Genomic DNA, 17,772 nt, shown 5'->3' with positions numbered 1-17,772 from the left:
GTAAATGTTACCTCTTCTCCTAAGCAAATGTCAGTATTTGAAACCGCTATGGTGGCATCCGGAATAGGTGTAACTACCAAATTAAAATCAATTAAAGAATAGCAACCTGTTATCCCTGATTTTACTTTAGCATAAATTTGCTGAGGATTAGCAGTATTAGCATAAATACCTGGCAACTCATTAACATCATCGGTTGCATCTGCTAAACTCTCATAAAAATCGATAACAACTCCTGGGTCTGGGTTAATACTCGATTTTATACTATTTAGATCAAAAACAGCAACATCTGGATTACTACTGCATTGTTTTACATCTTCAATGTCATTAGTTTCTGGAGGTGCAGGAAATGCACCAGAACCTTCATTAGCAGTACCTGTCCATTCCAATTGAAAACCACCATCTCCTGTAGGTCTATCAATAACAATAAAATACGATTCTCCTACTGTAACATTTAACCAATACACATAGCTATTACCACTAGCGCCTGGCCCTGTTTGTGTTAATGTTGTACTCCCATTAATACCTGTATGATTATTTGATAAACCTGCTTGATTAGGATTGGTAGTTGCACAACGAATAGGACTACCTAAATCTGCACATGATCGATTGGGGCCAAAAACCCAAAAATCATAATCGACCATAATATCTGGATCATCAGGAATTAAATCAAATCCTAAAGTTCCTGATTGTGCTATATTAACCTCTAGCCATATCGAATTATTTTCAAAACCACCACATCCAGAAACTTCCTGAGTATTTCCTATACCTGTAGCGTTAGACATAAATGTTTCATTACCACATACTACGATAGCATTTACACAATCATTTGGTTCTTGTGCTTGCACTTCAAAGAAAAGAACTATAGAAATTAATAAGAGTAAAATCTTCTTCATCTAATATTTTTTATCATCTATTTTATTCCTAATTAATTGTGTTATAACAAAATCCTAATTTTTTATTAAAATAGAAGTATTTGAGATTGCAACTATAACAATTTGTAAATAAAAACTCCTATTCTAAAAGCAATTACTTTTCTTTAATTAATTACAAAACTGTTATTCTTTAATAATAAGAAATTCTGAACGCCTATTCTGTGCATCATCATCTTCTGTACAATGAGATTTACAATCTATTTTTGGTTCTGTATCGCCCATCCCTTTTGCAGATAATCTTTGCTTATGTATTCCTTTAGAAATAAGATATTGCATTGTTGATTGTGCTCTTTTTTCTGATAATTTTAAATTATAAGCGGCCTTACCTTTTGAATCAGTATGTGATCTTACCAAAATTTTCATGTTAGGATGATCTTTCATAATTGAAACCAATTTATCTAATTCTAATGCACCTTGGTTGGTAATATTACTTTTATTAAACTCAAAGTATATATTATTTAACTTCACTTCTGTCTCTGTAATCATCTCATTAATAGGTTGTAAAACAACATTAACAGTTGTAGTTTCTCCTTTAGATTCTTTAACAGGCACTGTTACTGTTTCATAACCTTCTTTTGAGACATTTATAACATAGTCATCACAACTTACATTAAAAGACGTCTTACCATTAATATCAGTTTCTTGTGTTGCAATACTATTGTTTTGACTATCGGAAATAGAAATATTTGCTTTAGAAATTATTAAATCGGTCTCTAAATCCTTAACCATTACTATTGTTTCAAACTGACAAATAGGTATTGCCATATAAATATTATCTACTCCAGATCTATTTGACGAAAAATAACCAACTTGAAAAGTGTTATTCACACTAAAAGCAAAATCGTCTCTTTTAGTGTTTATTACGTTTCCCAGGTTTTCGGGTGTTTCATTTTTATCAACATCAAATTTAAAAATATCAAGACCACCAAAACCTTGCCTTCCGCTTGAAGCAAAATATAGTATATTATCTTCACTTATATAAGGAAAGCCTTCCTTGCCTGGAGTATTTACCTTAGGGCCTAAGTTTACTGGTTCACCGTATGTGCTACCATTGACACTTATTTTCCAAATATCTGTGCCGCCTAAACCATTTGGCATATTAGACGCAAAATAAAGTGTTTTACCATCACTGCTAATGCTTGGATGGCTTACGGTATAATCTTTACTATTTATTGGTAAAGCTTCAATATGTCCCCATTTACCTTCTACCATGGTCGCTTTATAAATGCCTTGTTGGGCTAATTTGACTCCTTTGTTTTTTATTTTTTTGAACGATCCTTCCGTATGGCCATCTCTAGAAAAATACATTGTTTTCCCATCTGCGGTAATGGATATAGGTCCATCGTGGTAAATAGTGTTCAGTTCTTCTAATGGTTCTGGTTCAGATAAGACTCCGTCATCATTTCTCACTGATTTATAAATATCTAAATAAGGTTGCTTTGTCCAGGCATCTTCTTTTCCAAACGATTTTCTTGTACTTACAAAATACAAAATATTATCATTAGAGAGAACAGCACCAAAATCACTTTGCTCATCATCATTAATATCAACATCTTTAACGGTAAACGTTTTAGAGATATCAGACAATTTTGGAATATAATTAGGGTTTTCTAAATGAGCTTTTGCACGTACATCTTCAGGTTTTATTTTAGAAAACAGATCCATTTGCTTGTTAGCAGCCTCATAATTACCTTGCGATTTTAATACTTGCGCATAACGAAAATGTGTTTCTGCATTTTGATTATTTTCTAATGCTTTTTTGTACCATTTTGAAGCTTCTTCAATATTAAATACATGATAATAACTATCTGCTAATTGCTTATATACATAAGTATCTGCCTTGTTATCTTTAACAAGTTTTAGATAGGCTTCAATAGCATCTACATATTGATAACCTTCATAAAGCTTATCTGCTTTTTCTGACTGTTTATTTTGTCCGAAGCCTGAAGTTATAATTAAAAACAAGCTTAAAAGACTATATATTTTTTTCATTTTAAAATGTTTTAGATGTTAGAAGAATCTAGGTGAGATTGATACTTTTTTAGAGAAATTTAAATCGAATAACAACATGATTTCATGTGAGCCAGATGATTTTATATTAAGGTCTGATGTTGTATAGTCATAAGCATAACCTATTCTAATATCTGGAGTTACTGCAAAATTAGCCATAGCACCTACAGAATCGTCTAAACGGTAAGTAGCTCCTACTTCAAATTTATCATAGAATAAAAAGTTAGCAGACAGATCCAAGGAGGTTGGGGCTTCAAATGCTGATTTTAATAAAAATGAAGGCTTGAATTTTGTGTTAGTTGCTATGTCAAACACATAACCCGCAGAAAGAAAATAATGTAACACCTCAGAGCCATAACTAAACTCTTGTCCATTATTTGTAACATCTAAATATGTGCTTTTTAACATATTTGGCACCGACAAAGACACATAATATTTATCTGTATAATAAAATGCACCAGCTCCAATATTTAAATACGTATTGTTTGTATTTTCGCTAAAAGCCTCATCTCCTGCATCTGGCACATAACCATTTCCAATATCACTAAACAAACCTATGTTATGAAATGTTGCTCCTGCTTTTAATCCAAATGCTAAACGATGTTCTCCTCCCAAATTTAAAGTATATGAAAAATCGGCAAAAACATTATTTTCTTCTACAGGTCCAATTTTATCTGAAATAACAGACAATCCTAAACCTACATTATTACCAATAGGACTATGTACTGAAAGTGTAGCTGTTTTTGGCGCATCATTAATACCAACCCATTGTGATCTGTATAATAATCCGATAGATAAAGCTTCATTAGAGCCTGCATAAGCCGGATTTACAACATTCATATTATACATGTATTGTGTATACTGAGGGTCTTGTTGCGCATTAGCACTTATAAAAAATATAAGTGTAAAAGCTAGTGTAAAATATATTTTTTTCATCTGTATATAATATTGCTTTATTGTCTTTTATAATTATTGTGCTCTGTTGATATACACCCAACCTGTTACTGAACTTCCATCGTCTTTTTGAAGGCTATAGAAGTAGGTACCATCTGGTAATGCTTTACCATCATTAGTTTGTCCATGCCATTGGTTGGTATAATTACCATTATACTTATACACTTCTGTACCATAACGATTAAAAATCAATAGAGAATTAACACCATAACCTGTGAGATCAAATGTATCATTCTTATTATTTCCATCTGGAGAAATACCTTGAGGAATACTTCCACAAGACAAACGTTCGGTTGTGTAAGTTGTAGTTGTTGAGCAACCTCCAAAATCTACCGTTACAGAGAATTGTAGTGGTACAATTACATTAGGATTTTGATTCGCATAATCTGTAACATTAAATACTTCTGAATTATCTCCTACAATATTTCCGCTTGCATCCTTCCATGTGTAATTTGCTTCGGTAGTATCAAAAGAATCGTCAATAGGAAGTGCCGTTAATGTATAATTAGAACCATCGCATTCACCTTCAACAACAACGTCTATAGTATCTAATATCGTAATATTAAACGTCGCTACACTCCCTTCTGCACAATTAGAAATGTCTTCTAAAATTTCATAAGTAACGTCATAATTACCTAAAGTACTTAAAGCCACATTAATTTCACCTGTTGTCGCGTTTATAGATAAACCACTTTCGGCACTAAACGTTCCTCCTGTTGTAAACCCTGTCGTAAACTCTGGAAGAATAGTATTTGTATCTGCACAATAAACATCTTCAGCATAACTAAATTCTGTTATTGGACTCGTACTTGCCGTAATGAGAATAGTTGAAATAGAAGAACCTGCATCAGAACATGCTGTCGCATTTGCTTCAACTGTATAAGTAACTTCGTGGCTACCTGAAGTTGCTGAAGCCATATCAATAGCTCCTGTAGTTGCATTAACCGTTAATGTTGAAGAACTAAATGTACCTCCTTGTGTAAAATTAGGTGTTAATGTTGGTATAATAGTCTCTGATGATAATACACAATAGGCCTCAGTTCCATAATTAAAAACAGTCACAGGAATAGATGCCGCTGTAAACTCAATTGTAGCCACATATGATCCTGACAACGTACACGTTTCTTCATCTCCATCGTACGTATAAATGATATCATGTTGTCCTACTGATGCTGAAGCCATATCAATAATACCTGTTGTAGTATCTACCGTTAATGTGGTTGATGAAAATGTACCTCCTGTTTCAAAATTAGTATTTAATGTTGGTATAGGATTTTCAGTAGCGACCACACAAATGTCATCATATGTAAATGTTAACTCTGGAGTAAAAGACTCGCTAACGACTACTTGAATCTCTGTACGAGGGCCTTCACAGCCTTCTGTATCTACAAAAGCCACATAATAAGAGGTTGTATTTACTACTGAAGTATCTGGTGTTGGTGCCGTTGTGGTACCAGTACCTCCAACAGCTTGTGTAAACCACATTAAATTGTAGGTGTCTGAAGTTGAAGCCGTTAATTGCTCTGCAGTACTATTTAAACAATATTCAACAAGACTTTGAGTTTCTGGTATATCTGCAATACCGTTGTATGTAATTTCTAGATCATATGCACAATATGAAGTTTGCCACGTAAAGGTGTAAACACCAGGTTGTACAAAATTTGTAATTGTTGTAGAACTGCTATTGGCATCGGTAATTGAAACCGTTCCAGGATTAGAATCACTAGACACCCAAGTTCCCGTTCCATTAGCTTCAACATTTGCAATGTTATCATCACAATCTACTGTAAATGGAGCTGTGATAATCTCATTATTAGCTACAAAATTGATCGCATCTAAAACATTACCTAAATCATCACCATCATGAGCTCTAAAGATAAATCTTGTTATATCTTGCCCTGCAGGCACACTGTATTCGCCAGAAACGAGCGTCCATGCTTGTACTGTTCCTAAATGCTCATCAATCATTGTATAAGGCCCTCCAACAGGACCTGCAAATAACTGAACAATATTATTATCAGATCTTGCAAGGTGTGCAAAACTATAATCGTACAATGTGATTTCTGAAGTATCAAAATCTCTGTAATAGCCTTTAATATCTGGATCGTTAGGATCTATTGTTGTTCCTTGATCTGATAATAATTGAACACACTGGCCACCTTCATAAGGTTCAAAACCTGGTGCATTAAGAGATTCCCAATAAAAAATCTCAGTAGTTGAATCTAAATTTGAACGCCAACCAGGCAATGTGTTTACAGAAATAATAGTATTAAGACCACTTAAACCTTCTAAGTTAGGTTCTTCAAAATTACCATTGACCGTATTAATAGAACACAGGTCTTCTGGTGTCTTAATACATACATTAAATAAATATTCTGTGCTAGTTGTGCTATTTAATGTTAATCTGACTTTATAATTCTGACCTACAATTAATTCTGAAGTGTACATTGCAACGATAAGATTATCGTAACTACATATTACTTCTTCAAGGTTACCTCCACCATTATCTTTATATAATGTCATTATAATTCCTGGATATGCTGGATCGCCAAAATCATCTTGTAAACTTCCACTAAAATTATTTACTTCTATAATATGAACTAAGGATTCTGCTGTAAAGTCAAACCAAATATCACCTCCATTTACTCCTTCACAAGTCATTTCATCTACTGATGCAGAAGCATTTATAAAAGACACTGTAGTTCCTGATGCGCTACAAACCTCGTTATCATTTATTGGTAAGGTTATAGCATTTGAAACATCATCATTTCTAACAAACTCAAAAGGTCCCGACCAATAGCTTTCTTCATCAGATCCACATACAGCTCTTACAAAATATTCATATGTAACAGCGTTTAAATCATTAAAATCTGCATCTGTTGGTGTGTAAGAGTTTGTAGAAACTATAGTTCCCGATTGTGGAAGTGTTCCATTCTCAAATGGTTGTATAGCAACTTCCCATGCTGTTTCGCCACCTCCAGGTGTCCATGACAACTCAGACAAGTTATTAACCGTTAAGTCTGTTGGTTGCGGACAAGCAACAGTACCACAAAGCGCGCTTCCTGTATAAACTGTTGTTCTTGGTAATAATCCTAATGGACTTGTATAAATGGTTTCACCTTGATTATTTTGAATCTCAAATTGGTAATTAGCATATTGTGGAATAGACCAACCAATAGTATCGAAAAAAAGAGAAAATTCAACTCCAGAACACAAAAAGACACTGTACGATTCTTCTTCTTGACCTGTAAAAGGTAGCGATTGTACAACTTGATTATTCTGAGTAATATCTAATGTTGAAGATGTACTATAATCACTAGTTAGTATAAATGTGTATTGACATAAGTTTTCGAAACTACATTTTGTTATTACTTCATACGGTCCTACCCACTCACTTCCTTCATCACAAACAGCTCTAACATAAATATCATACATTGTTGAACTATCTAAACCAGTAACTGTAAACGGATTTGTTGATGCATTAAATAAATACTCAGGATCTGTATCTCCAACAGGAGCCGCCGTACCTGACGGTTGTACTGAAATCTCCCATGCGGTTTCTGCGACATTTGCATCCCATGATACTTGCACTTGAGTATCTGTTATATTATTTAATATAATATTTGTTGGCTCTGGACAATCTGGAATATCTTCAATATTAACATTATCAATTACCAAAGTTTGTCCTCTATATGGCTCTGTGCTGGCAAAGAAAGGTACATGAAAAGCAATATTAATATCTCCTGTTATACCTGCAGGTAGATTGATAATTTTTACTTTAAATTCTTCGTTATTAATAAGCACTGGATCATCATCAGAATCATATAATACTGTTGTAAATTGCTCTAAACTGGTTCCGTTAGTAGAAAGTAATACTTCTAAATCTTCAGTAAAGAAACTATCATAAACTCTATAATAGTATCGTAAACGCTGATTCTCTGTAATAGTAATTGTTGGTGAAATTAACCAATCCTCGTTAAGGCCATTAGTTCCCGTAAACATAGCAGCTGCTTGATCTCCTTCATAAACTAAAGACGCACTATTTAACTCCCATGTTTCACCATCTTCATTATTATTAACAACAATCCAACAATCTTCAGATTCAGAATCTGTATTAAAGGTTTCAACAAAAGGAGATGTAAATGCACTACAACTTGTTCTAAAAGTTACTGGACCGACCCATTCACTATTACCATCTTCACAATTGGCTTGTACATAAAATTCATATTCTGTATTTGGTAAAAGGCCTGAGGCGATATAGCCATTACTAGATTCTAAAACTCCAGAAGAAGGTATTCCTGAGCCAGCAAGTTGCACTGCTACATTCCAATCTGTTTCTTGGTATCCTGCTGTCCATGATAAATCTGCAAAATTTGTAAAAACATTATTAACAACTAAATCTGTAGGATTAGGACATGCAGAAATATCTGTAATACTAACATCTTCAATACTTAAAACAGACCAAGCACCTGTAAATTCTGGTGGCACTCTAAAAGCAATATAAATAGTTCCGGTAGCTTCAATAATTATTGATTTTTCTTCATAACTAGGGTTTGTAAAGACCTCTAAAGGAGAGATTACAGAAAAACTACCTGGATTTGTATTTGTAGTAGACATTAAAACTTCCAAACCAAAGCGTGGAAATGCCGAAAAGAAAGAAAAATCAGATCTGTATTTATACTTTAATTCCTTAACTCCATCTATATTAATTGCAGGAGAGATTAAATAATCGTTAAAATCAGAAGGTGGTGAAAATGCTGATGTTTGTAATAGTGCATGACTTTCATCTATCATCCAAGTAGCTCCATCATTATTAGCATCATTTATTTCCCAACAAAACTTTTGAGTATCAGGATCTTCATCATTAAAACTTTCATAAAACGGCGAATCATAAGATTCACATAAGGTTGTAAATGTGACTGGACCAACCCATTGACTTTGATCTTCTGAAGAACAATAAGCTCTCACATAAAATTCATATCTATTTCCAGGTGATAAATCTGTTGCTATATATGGAAGGTTATCTGAAACTAAAATACCATCTCCAGTAGGTATTCCTGATCCTTCATCTTGTATTGCCAATTGCCATTGTGTTTCAGAATCTCCTTCGGACCATAATAACCATGCAGAATTAGTTGTTATCTGACTTCCTAAAACATAAGGATTTAATGGATCTGGACAAGTTGGTTTTTCTTCAATATACACATCATCAATAGACACTCTTAATGCTGATTCAGTGGTGTTTGGCTCAACAATCCAAGCAATATTTACTTCACCTATTATATCTTCAGGTAAATCAACAATTATTTCTTGAAAGCTTGAATTGGTAATTGTTGTTGGTGGCAAAACCACTGTTGAAAAATCATCTAAACCAACACCTGTTGTTGACAATTTTACAGTATATGTTGAACCTCCTTGGGTAGAACGGTGTTTATAACGAATACGTTTTGGTGTACCATCAAAAATCACACGAGGTGACACATAAAAATCGTGATTTTCATATCTCGAGCTTTCAGTTTGTACCGTAGCCCATCCTCCAATAAAACTCCAAGCAATTCCATCTCCATTGGCATCAATAGTTGTCCAACATGGTTCTGGGTTTTCGTTTGTTGCAGTATCAAAATTGGTAAAATAGGGTACACTAAATGAAGTACATTGTGTTGTAAAAGTCATTGGATCACTCCAAATACCTGGAGTACCATCACAAATAGATCTTACATATAAATCATAAGTTGTAGCAGATACAAGACCAGTATTAACAAGGTTATCAATATTGGTAGATGTTGATATTCCAGAACCCGTTGGCTCTCCTGTACCTGATGGTACTACTGCGTACTCCCAGGTATCTGCAAAACCCCCAATATTGTCCCAAGAAAAACTAACACTATCCTCGGTTAAATTATTATACAACAAATCACTTGGTGGCGCACAATTTGGTGCTGTAATTTCTAAAGAAAAACAAACTCCTGCAGTTGGAGTTGAGAATTCGGTTGAGACAACAATGATATATGTTTCTCCTGCTTGAACTAATAAGTTAGATATTGATTTAGGGTCATAAGAATTTATTGTTATTGTCCCACCAATACAGTTAACACCTACGTCTTCACAACTTTCATAAACAAATAATGAACTTCTAGAGTTCCAACAGTTATTATCTCCGCCGCCTGGCTCAACAGCTGTTGTTTGTGTTAATGTTACTAAACCATCTTCAGTTGGTGTATAACTTAAAAATATTTTATTTCCATTTAGGTAATTAGTGGTTGATGTTCCTAAAACACAGTTAGTCCCTTGAGTTGTATAAGAAATATCTGGGTTTATCCATTGATCTAAATTATCGACTAAAACATAAGGAGTTGAAGAAATATCTGGAACTATAATTGGTGCGTCACAAGACAAACCAAATTTTAAAGTACTAAAGGTGTACGGCCCCGTAAAAGCACTTTGTGTGTCATTATCACAAATAGCAGAAATATAAATATCAAAATCTGTGTCTTCATCTAAGTTAGTTAAAGTATATGACGTTCCTGAGACTGGTATTCCGCTATCAGCAGGAACACCATCTGCAGGTAAAATTTGAATTTCAAAATTAGTGGCTGTTGGGTGTGTCCATGATACTTCTGCACCTTCAACGGTAATGGCGTCTATTGTTACAGTATCGTCTTCAACTTCTGAACAACCTTCTAATATAGACACATTATCTACAAACCACTCATCTCCAGTTGGCGTCGCTCCGTTTTGTGTATTTATGGCTACAAATGCTATATAAATATTTAAACCCGCAGGAATAGACGTTGGTATTTCAATGACCTTTTTTTCATAGTTGGTTTGCGCACCTATATTTAAGTTTGCTTCTGTATAAGATTGAATAGTTATATTAAAGCCATTAACATCTGGTTGTGCTGCTGTAGAAAGTCTTATTTCGTATTGAGCTCCATTATCTGCTTCATTAGACTGCTTTGTATAAAACTGAATTTCTCCATTTTCTGGAACTGCAATTTGAGGTGTTACTAAAAAATATTGTGCTGTATTTTGATCACCAATATTATCTGCACTTGGATTTATTGAAGTTCCATTTGTTCCTAAATAACCATCAGTAGTCGTTGACCAACCTAATGTTCCTACTCCATTATCAATTAGCGTCCAAGTGCCAGGAATACCACTATCAAAAGTTTCATTTAATTGTGCATTACCTTTTACTGAAATCAATAAAAAGACTAATAAAGTAATAACATAAAAGCTTCGGTTTTTACACATCATAATTGACGAAAAGCAGAATGTATTTGCTGCCACATTTTGTAATTTGTTTCTCATGTTAAATCAATTTCAGAATTATTAACTTATTGCTAAATATATATATTATCATACATAATATTTAGGCTAAGTCTTTACTATTTCCCGAAATTTAAAAGTAAAAACAAACACTTAAAAAACTAAAAACAAGCTAGTTAAACTTAAAATGATGTGTTATTTTATTTTTATAGAAGGTTTTAAGCTTTGGAAGCTTTCTATCTTTTTTTGTAGTGATTTTATCGTCTTTTTATTCTTTATTTGAAGAATACATACACCAATAATGAAGACTAATACGATTAAAATAATCAAATAAAATCTATTCTTGAATTTGGATTGAACAAGTTCTAAATCGTTATTTAAATTTTTAGAATTTTCCTTAATTGAAACACTTACCGAGTTACGTTCAGATTTTTTAATGTCTAGTTGTGTTTTTAAAAAAAGATCGTAATATTTTTGATAATCATCCCATTGATCTAAGGCTAAATAATTTTCAAAAAGGCCTTTATATATTCCTAGATTTAGAACTAAATCTCCAACATTTTTTGATTTATCCAAAGCTGATTGTAATATCGAAATCGCTTTATTGTATTTGCCTTCTAGAGTGTATACTTCTGCCATACCTTTTTCTGCAAATGAAACCAAGCTACTGGCGTTTTCAATATTGGCAAATTCTATAGACTTATTAAAACTCTGTATTGCATTGTCATATTCTGAAAGTAATATTTGACAATTTCCTTTATTATAATGTCCTATACTTCTATTATGATTGTAATTCCCTAATCTTTCGTATTCTTTTAATCCTTTATCAAAAAACTCTATAGCAATATCACAATTTAGATTGTCTTTGTATACAAAGCCTTTAACTAAGTAACTCGATGCTAAGACACCTCCAACGCTATCTCTTTCAGAATGATTTAAACATCTTTTTTCGACGTCTTCCATATATTCTATGGCCTTATCATAAATTTTTAGCTGTTGGTATAAAATCCCTGTTCTAAATAAAATCTCAATCTGTAATTTTTTATTATCTATTTGACGAGAAAACTCATTAGCTATAATAATATAATCTAAAGCCCTTTTATAATCTCTTTTTGAAGCATAAGCCGTAGAAACAACCATTAAGGCATTAGTTCTCGTTTTTTTAGAATGAGATACATTATCATAAACTGCTAAAGCTGATGAAATTGCTTTGTTTGGATCCTTAAAAACCGCTTTTGTCGCCTCTTTTACTAAACTGTCTCCTTGTTTATTGTTTGGTAACTGGATTGCAGCAAGTGAGAGTGTATTAAAAATTAACACACTAAAAAGAAGGTAATATTTAAGCTTTAAACTCATTTAGTGTCCTCGTTTTTCATAATTTCCTCCCTTTCTTTTACTAATAATTTAATAAATGTAGCAGGTGACATGCCTACAATTCCTTTAAATACTATCGTAAAATTACTATGTGAAGAAAAACCGCTCTCATCAGCTAAAAAACTGATTTTATAATTTATATAATTGGTATCGTTTTTTAATTTTTCAATAATATAATTAACCCTAAGTTTGTTTATAAAGGTGTTAAAGTTATCGTTATAGTTTTTATTTATAATCTCTGAGAGGTATTTGGTATTTGTTTCAAACTGTCCTGCCAAAAGGGCAAGCGACATGTCTTTATTTAAAAATTTTAAAGATTTTTCAAAGCGCTTAAGTTTTAATATAATATTTTGTTCGGTTTCTTCAGGTATAACCAAACGTTTTGAAGTTTGCTTCTTTGCCGATATTGTTGGTTTTACTTTTGTAAAAATATTTCGACTTACCTCTAAATAATTAATAATTTCTCTGTTGCGTTTTTTTCTACTTTCACTTTTTAAAAGAATTAAAACACCTACAATTATTATAAATAGAGCTATCGCAATTGAAAGATATAAATACTTAGTATATTTTTGATTATAACTTTCTAATTGACTTTCTTCTTGACTGCTAATAATATTATAATAGGTATTAACAGCCCCTTGTTCTATTTCTTCAACTGAGTTATTTAAAAATAAAAACTTTTCGTAATAGACCTTATGTTCATTTTTTTGATTAGACGCTAAATAACTGATTGCCAAATCCCTATTAATTTCTTTCAGTAAAAAGGGATTATCTAAAACCTCGGCAATTTGCAATGCAATAAACAGTGTTTCTTTACTCTTTTTAAATTCTTTATTTTTTAGAAATAAGAGTCCTGATTCTTTATAAATTAATGCTTTTTCATATAGGTTAATCTTATTAGAAGCATTTAATAATTCAAATGTTTTGTCTATATGTACAAATGCAGAATCATATTTAGTTAAACTATTATAAGCTTTTGCATAAACGAAATGATATGCTCTTTTTTCATCTACATTTTCATTTAAAAAATTTTTAAATTGAAGTTCGGTCTCTTTTAATTTAATAATTGCTTCATTTACACTAAGCCTATCCAAAAGCATATTTATGTGTTCTAAAAAAATATGATATTCATATAACTTTTTTTCAGATGAAACCTTAGAAACCAATACACTTGCCTTATTAAGATACTCTATAGATTGTGTGTCTAAATATAGTTTTCGTAGCAATGTAGATTTTAGAATATTATTTTCTATTCGTGTTTTTATGGCTACTTTTTCTAATTGATTTTGATCATCAAAGGCATAAATAATTGCTTTTTTATAATCACCTTTAGTCATATAGCTTTTTGCCAATAACATATTAGCTATTGCAAATTCTTGAGGTTCATGACTAATATTTAAGAGGTGGTCTGCTATTTTTATAGCTTCAGTTGGGTTAGAATACACAAGTTCTTTTGCCTTTAAAACAAGAGCATCTTCTTGTGAGTACACGCTTGTTAAAAACAAAAAACTTATAGCCGTAAAAAACAAAGCCTTTCTTAACAGAAGCTTCTTAAAATAGTGTGTTGTTTTTATATTTCTCAAATATATTATCATATAACGACTACAGTGCAAACATAGTTTTCAAACCAATAATATATTATAAAAATAAAAAGTAAATGCATTATTATTTCAAATAATATTACTCAGTAGGATTATAATATAACTATAAAAGTATTAAACTATGGTTATTCTACGTAACAATATAACTATAGAATTTTTATTTATATAAAAACATTAGTTTAAAACATAAAAAAGCAGCTGTGTAAGCTGCTTTTTCTTGAAAAAAATCACACTTTAAAAAAGTGCTAAATAAATACCTAAAAGTTTAGTTAAGGGTTTAAAGGTATTTAAAGCATGGACAGTCATTAAGGGTATTGCCCATGCATATTAATTTGCTATTAGTCAAATTAAAGTTATTACTGTTTATTTTTTTACAATTTTAATCGTGTTTTGAGAACCATTAGCTGTTACTGTGACAAAATACACGCCTTCATTCAATTCGCTCATATTAATTGTTGTTTCCATGCTATTTGGAGTAACCATTTGTACTTTTTGGCCAACAATATTGAAAATACTAACATTTGAAATTGTGTTTTTAGCATTAATAGTAAGTGTATTTACAACAGGATTTGGATAGTATTTAAATTCTTCAAAACTATTTGATTCTACACTTAAAGATGCATCTGGATAAACGGATAAGTCAAAAGATTCAACAGTATTGTTATCAAAACTAAAAATTGAAATTAAATAAGTGTTTCCTGAGACTAAATCTGCTGAATTTTCGCCTGAATTAAAACAATATGTACCAGTAACAAAATTATCTGTTGTTAAAGAGCAATCATCAGTATTGTATATTGTGTAATTAGGGTAACCTACAGTATTTACAAAATTAAAGTGATACGTACCTGTGTAACTAGGTGTAAAGCTATACCAAATTGTTTTAGCACTTGGAGCACAAGACTCAGGTGATGAGTAAGCGTTAGCAAAATCACCAGAAATCATATTATTACCTGTTTCATCTGTAGATTCTAATAGAACTGTTGGTGTAGAACAACTATCATTTTCAACAGGTGGTGGTAATTTAAATACGCATAAGTCAAAATCAATACCAGGACCATCATCACCAGATCTAACCATTACATAATAACTTTCTCCACTGGTAGCTGAAAGCACAGTAGGTTCTGTATTATAACAACCAGTACTTTCTTCAACTAGAGCACCACAAGTCCCTGAATAAATAGAGTAATATGCACTTGGTTCAAAATCGGTTCTTTCAAAAGTAAACTTATAAAGCCCTGTTTCTGCTGCAGTAAACACATACCATACGTCTTTGTAAAAAGCTGTAAAATCTGAGTTACAGGTATTATCTTCCGAGATTGTTGCACCTACAGTTGTTCCTGATATTATGTTATCACAACTTTCATCTGTAGAAGCGGTTAACACAATAGCATTAGAACACTCGTCGTTTGCAGGTGGTACTGGTGCTTCTTTTAAACAAATGTCATAGTTTTGAGCATAGTCACCTACATTATTTGAGTTGTTTCTAATATAGTAAGTATCTCCTATTGTTAAATTATTTAATGTAACATAGTTTGACATAAAACATCCTAAACTTGTAAAAGAACCACAACTACCTTCTAGTAATTCTGTAGATTGAAATATACCTCCATCACCAATTGCTGAAACAATATTTGAATATTCTAAAATCAAAGTTTCACTAGTTGCAACAAAGCTAAACCAAACATCATTGGTATTTGTAAACTCACAATTAATTGGATTATTAGTAGCTTCTGAAGCTCCTGCGTTAGTAGCGCTTGTAAAAATAGTACATGTACCATCTGTATTAATAGTTAATACTGTACTATCTGTACAATCGTCATTTACAGGAGGACAATAAAAGAAAGTAGAATCTGAGAAAGAACAGTTGTCATCATCATTATTAGTTAATGTAAATTCTACTGTAGATCCTGAAGCATAAGGTCCAACATTTACAATTCCTGTTGAACTAATATTAGTGTTTGCATACCCAAAGTTATCTGTTAAAGTTAAACCTGAAGCATCACCTAAATAATTAACATCAACATCTACCGAAAACTCGCCTGAATCGCATTCGGCAACAGGAGTTACAGTAAATTCTGGATTAATACAATCGTTCTGAGTAATAATCATAGTATAAGAAAATGTACCATCCATACTAGCACGACTCAACACAATAAAATAAGAATGTCCTGCATTTAAAACCACTTCAGTTAATTCCATTGTATAAGGTGGTGTTGCCGAGTAATTATCGCCTAACATAGCAACACATTCTGTAGCTACATCTGGACAATCTTCCATAACATGAATAGCTGCAGCATATTCAGAAACATTTGCAAGACTAATATTAATAGACATATCTGTAGCTGGTGTTATTTCATAAAACACATCATTACCTGTCATAAAAGCCTCTGGATAATTACCACAAGGTCCAACGTTAATGTTATTTTCGTAATTAGCTGTATCGTCACTTTCTATAATATATGGAAGTGTAGCAATTTCTATTGGACTAGAACATGTAGCTCCTGGCAATGGTGTTAAGCGTGTTGTAAAACTTTCTTCTGTACAGCCTGTTGCAGATCCCACACCATTAAATGGTACAATAGTAACAAAATATTCAGTTTCGTAATCTAAACCTAGACCGTCTAATGAGTAGCTCGTAGTTGCTGTAGTAGCAGCATTTACTATATCTGTTCCTCCTGAGCTAGATCCCACATAAACCGTATATCCTGTTGGAATACCTGTAGCTGCTTGCCAATTTAGTATTGTATTTAAATCTGCGGTTGTAGACCCATTTACAGGGTTTAATAAAACAGCATCACAATTTGGTACTGAAGTTGCTACTTGTGTAATTGAAATATCATCAATAGAAATAATTAATTGCGCTGCTGAAACATTAGTAACTGTAGTAACAAATCGCGCTTGAAAATCACTTCCTGCAGCAAGAGGTCCAAGGTTAACAGCTGGCATGGCAACACAACTATCTACTCCTATATATGTAAAATTAGAATCATCTACAGTATAAGCTGTTACCCAACTAACACCTCCATCTAATGAATATTCTAACACTACTGTTCCCCATCCTTCTGCAGGTGCAATATGTGAAATGGGTGGCCAAAAACTAACCTGTTGATATGCATTAATAGAAAAGCTGACTGTTAAATCTGTATCATTAGTTATTCCAGAATAGTTTGGAGAAGTAATAGAGCCAGACCCAGCAAATTCAAAGTTAGCTCCTGTTCCTTTCCCTCCTTCCTCACAAGTATACCATGTTTCTACTAAAAAATTTTCAGACGCTGTCCAACCTTCAGGTAAACCGAAATCTGGAGCATTATCAAAGTTTTCAACAATCTCTACTTGAGCGAATGCTGTAATGCTAAGTAGCATTATTAAATAAAAAGTAATTTTTCTCATTGGTTTTTTGTTTTAGTTATATCGTTTTGTGGTTAGTCTTATAATGCTCTAATATAGATAGAGAACTACGTTATAAAAAGAGGATGTTTTTACTTTTTCCCGAAATAATAAAACCAAAAAACACAACAAAACAACTGACTAACAGATAGATACACGCAAACACATTACTTTATACAAAAACTTAAATAAAGACGAACCATTTGTTCATTTTAGAGCTTTTATAACCATATTTAGAACTAAAA

General features: G+C 32.3%; 6 protein-coding genes. All 6 read right to left on the bottom strand.

Features of this window, described 5'->3' with window-relative positions:
- Positions 1-1,055: 1,055 nt before the first annotated feature.
- The 6 genes from ABD730_RS01095 to ABD730_RS01070 all read right to left on the bottom strand — a co-directional run bounded on the left by ABD730_RS01095 (position 1,056) and on the right by ABD730_RS01070 (position 17,530).
- Entirely contained in the window at positions 1,056-2,924 is a 1,869-nt protein-coding gene (locus ABD730_RS01095) for an OmpA family protein (RefSeq protein ID WP_344711966.1), read from the bottom strand.
- An 18-nt stretch (positions 2,925-2,942) separates the two neighbouring features.
- On the bottom strand, positions 2,943-3,878 hold the full coding sequence (locus ABD730_RS01090) for a PorP/SprF family type IX secretion system membrane protein (protein ID WP_334471610.1): 936 nt from the start codon (positions 3,876-3,878) through the stop codon (positions 2,943-2,945).
- 33 nt (positions 3,879-3,911) lie between these two features.
- A complete protein-coding gene (locus tag ABD730_RS01085) occupies positions 3,912-11,207 on the bottom strand; it encodes a choice-of-anchor J domain-containing protein (protein WP_344711964.1) in 7,296 nt (2,431 codons plus the stop codon).
- A gap of 153 nt (positions 11,208-11,360) precedes the next feature.
- Entirely contained in the window at positions 11,361-12,521 is a 1,161-nt protein-coding gene (locus tag ABD730_RS01080) for a tetratricopeptide repeat protein (protein ID WP_344711962.1), read from the bottom strand.
- Complete coding sequence (locus ABD730_RS01075) at positions 12,518-14,029, bottom strand: helix-turn-helix domain-containing protein (RefSeq protein ID WP_344711960.1); 1,512 nt, start codon at positions 14,027-14,029, stop codon at positions 12,518-12,520. The genes ABD730_RS01080 and ABD730_RS01075 overlap by 4 nt, the downstream gene beginning before the upstream one ends.
- A gap of 474 nt (positions 14,030-14,503) precedes the next feature.
- Complete coding sequence (locus ABD730_RS01070; protein ID WP_344711958.1) at positions 14,504-17,530, bottom strand: T9SS type A sorting domain-containing protein; 3,027 nt, start codon at positions 17,528-17,530, stop codon at positions 14,504-14,506.
- Between the last annotated feature and the right edge of the window lie 242 nt (positions 17,531-17,772).

It is taken from the genome of Winogradskyella damuponensis, assembly GCF_039538385.1.
Classification (GTDB): Bacteria; Bacteroidota; Bacteroidia; order Flavobacteriales; family Flavobacteriaceae; genus Winogradskyella; species Winogradskyella damuponensis.
This window is presented reverse-complemented; position numbering and strand designations above follow the sequence as displayed.

Coding starts and splice junctions, on each gene's coding strand:
- ABD730_RS01095 (WP_344711966.1), bottom strand. CDS start 2,924: ATGAAAAAAATATATAGTCTTTTAAGCTTGTTTTTAATTATAACTTCA.
- ABD730_RS01090 (WP_334471610.1), bottom strand. CDS start 3,878: ATGAAAAAAATATATTTTACACTAGCTTTTACACTTATATTTTTTATA.
- ABD730_RS01085 (WP_344711964.1), bottom strand. CDS start 11,207: ATGAGAAACAAATTACAAAATGTGGCAGCAAATACATTCTGCTTTTCG.
- ABD730_RS01080 (WP_344711962.1), bottom strand. CDS start 12,521: ATGAGTTTAAAGCTTAAATATTACCTTCTTTTTAGTGTGTTAATTTTT.
- ABD730_RS01070 (WP_344711958.1), bottom strand. CDS start 17,530: ATGAGAAAAATTACTTTTTATTTAATAATGCTACTTAGCATTACAGCA.